The following is a 4,214-nucleotide window of genomic DNA, read 5'->3' on the forward strand; positions in this document are numbered from 1 at the left end:
GTGCGCGTACGACAACGCTACCTGCGCCAATACTCGTGGCGCTGCTATTCGCGCGTGAAGAGTTATTCGCAACACTGCTGCTGCCACCATTGATAGGGCCTTGGCTAACGGTGATGTCGGAACTACCGGTGCTTTGATAACCCTCAGTCGCCACGATCTGGTAATCATGGTTGCCCAGGTTTAATCCTTTGCTCGCCCAAAAATTAGCGTGGTTTGCAAACGTAATCGTGCCGGAAATATTGCCGAAACCTTTTTTAGGATTTCTTACGCTGAAATATTGATAAAACGTTTGGGTTCCATCGATAGACGGCTGTTGCGTACGCAAGCAACGGCGAACGTTATAGGTTGCACCATCACTTTGGAAGCTGCCGTAATCAGTACCACCAGAACAACTCGCGGGATTGTACGAACCGTAACTTTCAATCACGTAATATTCGATTAACGGACTTCTCGTCCATCCATAAAGTGCTAAATAAGTATTTTGGCTATTGCTACCGCCGTAATTTCCGCTGTAGCTAATTGTTCTTGAACTGTTGCCCGGCTGCCAGCCTTTACCGCCCACCCAGTTATTCGTGCTGTTATTCCATTGTGATGAATAGCGGCCACCGCCGTATAAGGTCATGGTTGCACTGCCGGAATCTTTCCAGAACGAATAAAAAAATCCATTGTTGGTACCGGTGGAATTGCTGCTCAGTGTTTGTGAATTTGCCGAGGTGGAACACAAAGTGGCGAGCCCCAAGACCGAAAGGCCAACCATTTTTTTTAGCGTTGCCAGTTTCATTAGGAATTACCTCCACATAAATAAGCGTGATTAAACTGCCGGGTAGTTAATGTCATTATTGATCTCCGAAGGGGTTCCATTGCGGGTGAATGGAGCCTGGTGTGTTGACGCATCCTGATCGATAGGAACAGGTTTTTTGATCGAGAGTCGGAATACTGTTGTTATGTGAGGGTCAGCTGAGGAAATGTGGCTGGCGATCTGTCTCGACCGAATGAATTTTAAATATTGTATGCTTATATGGATATTGGGGTTTTTTACAAAAGTGTCGGTTTAGCAAACTGGTTCTATAAATCGAGCAGGGGAAGTGTTTTTTTATGATCTGGTTCTGCTATTTAAGTGCCAGAGCAAATCAGACGGCATTGCCAAGAAAAATATATTTATATGCAAATATTTTGGTGCGGATTTCAATTTTAAAATATGAATGTTTTTTTGCAGGTGTGTTTGTGCGTGGTTAAATAAGGGTGTGCAGCGGCTTGGGATAACGGTTGTCGATATTTATGCGAGTGAGAATAAACTAAAAACTAGTATTTTAATTAAAAAAGAAAAATATTAAGGAGCATGTCGCAGAGGTAATCAAGGGGATTCTGGAGAGAGAAATTGTGCTGCAGGTAGTAATTAAAGTAATACTGCGGAGTGCGCTAGTTTCTATGAGCGATAGAAAAAGCGCACCCCGTTATTTTAAAAAACTAAGGTGTAGTAAATTTATTGACATCGAGCCAATGCATAAATGCATCGAACCATTTGTTGCTGGTGCGATCCGGATTGCCTAAACCAAAACCATGTCCACCGTTTTGGTACAGGTGAAATTCCACTGGAACCTTGGCGTCATACCAGGATTTTATTAATCCGAATTCACCATGGAAAAGGAAATCATCAACCGCGATTGCCGCGAACATTGGCGGTGCATTTTTGGGTACTTCAACTGCGTTCATGCCGCCGTAAATAGGCGCAATAAAAGCCAGCTTTACCTTTTTCGATTGAAGGGTGGTTGCCATGGTTAAGCCTGCTCCAGCAGAAAAGCCCATCATGCCAATTTTTTTCATATCGACGTTCCACTCTTTAGCGCGGCGCTCAATTAGCGCATAGGCAGCTTCTGCATCTTCCAATTGGTTTTCAAGGTTTCCACCGGGTCTTGCACGCGGCGTTTTATCGCTCGAATTTTTTGCTGCTTCTGCAAAGCGTTGGGTCATTTGTGTTTCAAATGCTTCCAATGAATCGGCTGTGGGTTGCAACCGGTACTTCAATACAAAAGCATTGATGCCGCGCGCCGCAAGTGCCTCTGCAACTTCCCATCCTTTATTACCCATGGACAACCACATGAAGCCGCCTCCGGGTGCAACTATGACACTGGCGCCGTTGGCTTTTTTAGGGTCGGCAAGAAAAGGTGTTAATGTTGCTGTTGAAATATTTCTCGCCATAGGGTCACCCCACTGGCGAAACCAGGATTCTTTTGCCGGTTGGTCATCTACACCGCCTGTACCCAGAGGAATAGCGCCAGGTTCTTTGGGCGCTTCTATGGGGTACATTTTTCCATCCTGGGAAAATCCTGCGCTACTGACCAGACAAAAACCCAAGACTAAAGATTGAAAAAAACGAACAAATTGCCGTTGCATAGGATGGACTCCGGTTAACAAACATTTTTATAGTTGAGAAGAAACGAACGTGCTTTTATTTTTTTTAAGCTTACTTGAACAAATGTGGATGATTTTTGCTTGCGGCATTTGCGCATGTCTCAAGCATGCTGGCTAACTCGCACAGGGCTTTAATTGATTTGTCGGGCGCGCCTGCCAGTAAAGTATCAATCACTTTCCCATAAATCCTGAGGATGGTTATGTAATCCGCCTGCCGTTTTACCGATAGCCTCAGTGTTCTATCAATATTTAATTTTTCTTTAAAAATAATTTTATTTAAACGCGGAAATCCACTTAGCTCTGACAGGGTTAGATGAAAGTCATGGTCAAGTTTGAAAAAATCTACCTCTGAAAAATTGTTGTTCTTTTCCATAGCTAATAAATCTGTCCGTAGTTGCGACAAAGGCAAAGATTTATCAAGGTAGGCTAGATGTACATCCTTAACGATCGCAATCAGTATCGACCTGACAATAAATATCGAATCTAAAATATTCCCCAGCTCCAGTTTGCAGATGGTGGTGCATCTTTGCGGGATAACCTGAACCAACTTATCTTGCGACAGCAGATTAAACGCTTCCCTTACTTTTCCCCTTGGTATACCCAGCTCATTGGCTAATTCCATTTCCGAGAAATTGCTGCCTGGTGCATATTCCATGGATGCTATTTTGACTTTTATAAGATCGTAGACAGATACACTGAGCATTTGATTTCCAAGTAATAAAATTACGCTTATATGTCGCTAAAAAGCTGCATCAAAAACTCTCTGCGATTCCAGATTGATCCTCAATATTTGAAAACACCTGACAAATCATCCAAGCGGCAAAAATGCGATCAATCTGTCTTGTAGTCAATATTACCATAATTAAAACATACAATATTTCAATATGCTTATCAATCAATTGCGTTAGTAAATCTCTTTTAGCTGGTGAACTAGTGTGCTAGTAGCAAGAAAATGATTTCGGTTACACTGCTATTTTTACTGACTTTTTGAGGAAGACGGGCGTGTAGGTAGGCTCTTTTTTTGGAAGATGCCGCGGGAGTGATTGGCAGCGCCACTTTAACGAGCGGAATAGATTGAGCGATGTTTCTTAATAAAAGAATAGGCAGCCTGAACACGTTTAAAATGTTCGGTAGCTTTATGCATTTGTTCTTGCGCCAAGCCCTGGCTCATTAATTTATCAGGGTGGAGCTGGCTCGCGAGTTTTTTATAGGCACGCCGGATTTCATCTTCAGTCATCTCAGTCGTCACGCCCAATATTTTGTAGGCTTTGTGTAAATCCTGATGGCGATTGCCCGCTGGTTGATGGGCATTGGTGTTTGCTTTTTTCTGTTCTTTATTTTGCTCGGGTTGTGGCGCACTGTAGGTGTCGGGTTGTGCAGGCTGCGGCGGATTGCGGCTTAGGGCGAGTTGGTCTTGCTCGTAAATCATTTTTAATAAGTGATTGAACACTATACTTTTGTAACCAAGTTCCCGTGCGACCCACTGCAGTGCATGCAGCTCTTTTTCCATCAGGTACCCATCTGCACGCGCCATGGTGAGCAGGTGCACCAATAAAATCTGGATCAGTTTTGGGGTTGTTGCTGCGCGAAACTCCCCCAAGGCCTGACTCGCATTAAAGTCGGGTGCAGTGCCGGATTTGAATAACAGCAGCGCATTGCGCTGCTCATCCTCGGACAAGTGCATTTTTTTCATATGAACTTTAATGCGATTCACTTCCTCACGGTTGATTTGTCCGTCGCAACTGGCGATATAACCCAAAAAACTAAACGTCGCCTTCAAAAAAGCTGCGCGAATACTTTGG

Annotated in this window: 4 protein-coding genes; all 4 read right to left on the reverse strand. The window is 43.8% G+C overall.

Annotated features, from left to right (window positions below):
• A partial coding sequence (locus ACWA6V_RS18150; protein WP_449523814.1) for a glycoside hydrolase family 11 protein occupies positions 1–781 on the reverse strand: 781 nt, incomplete at its 3' end.
• Positions 782–1,467: 686 nt separating this feature from the next.
• On the reverse strand, positions 1,468–2,394 hold the full coding sequence (locus ACWA6V_RS18155; protein WP_449523815.1) for an alpha/beta hydrolase: 927 nt from the start codon (positions 2,392–2,394) through the stop codon (positions 1,468–1,470).
• Positions 2,395–2,464: 70 nt separating this feature from the next.
• The gene (locus ACWA6V_RS18160; protein ID WP_449523816.1) at positions 2,465–3,115 is read right to left on the reverse strand and encodes a GntR family transcriptional regulator; all 651 of its coding nucleotides are present in this window, start codon (positions 3,113–3,115) and stop codon (positions 2,465–2,467) included.
• Positions 3,116–3,469: 354 nt separating this feature from the next.
• Positions 3,470–4,214 (reverse strand): co-chaperone DjlA (gene djlA / locus ACWA6V_RS18165; protein WP_449523817.1); only part of this gene is annotated, 745 nt, incomplete at its 5' end.

This window comes from Cellvibrio sp. (genome assembly GCF_053579595.1).

Coding starts and splice junctions, on each gene's coding strand:
- ACWA6V_RS18155 (WP_449523815.1), bottom strand. CDS start 2,394: ATGCAACGGCAATTTGTTCGTTTTTTTCAATCTTTAGTCTTGGGTTTT.
- ACWA6V_RS18160 (WP_449523816.1), bottom strand. CDS start 3,115: ATGCTCAGTGTATCTGTCTACGATCTTATAAAAGTCAAAATAGCATCC.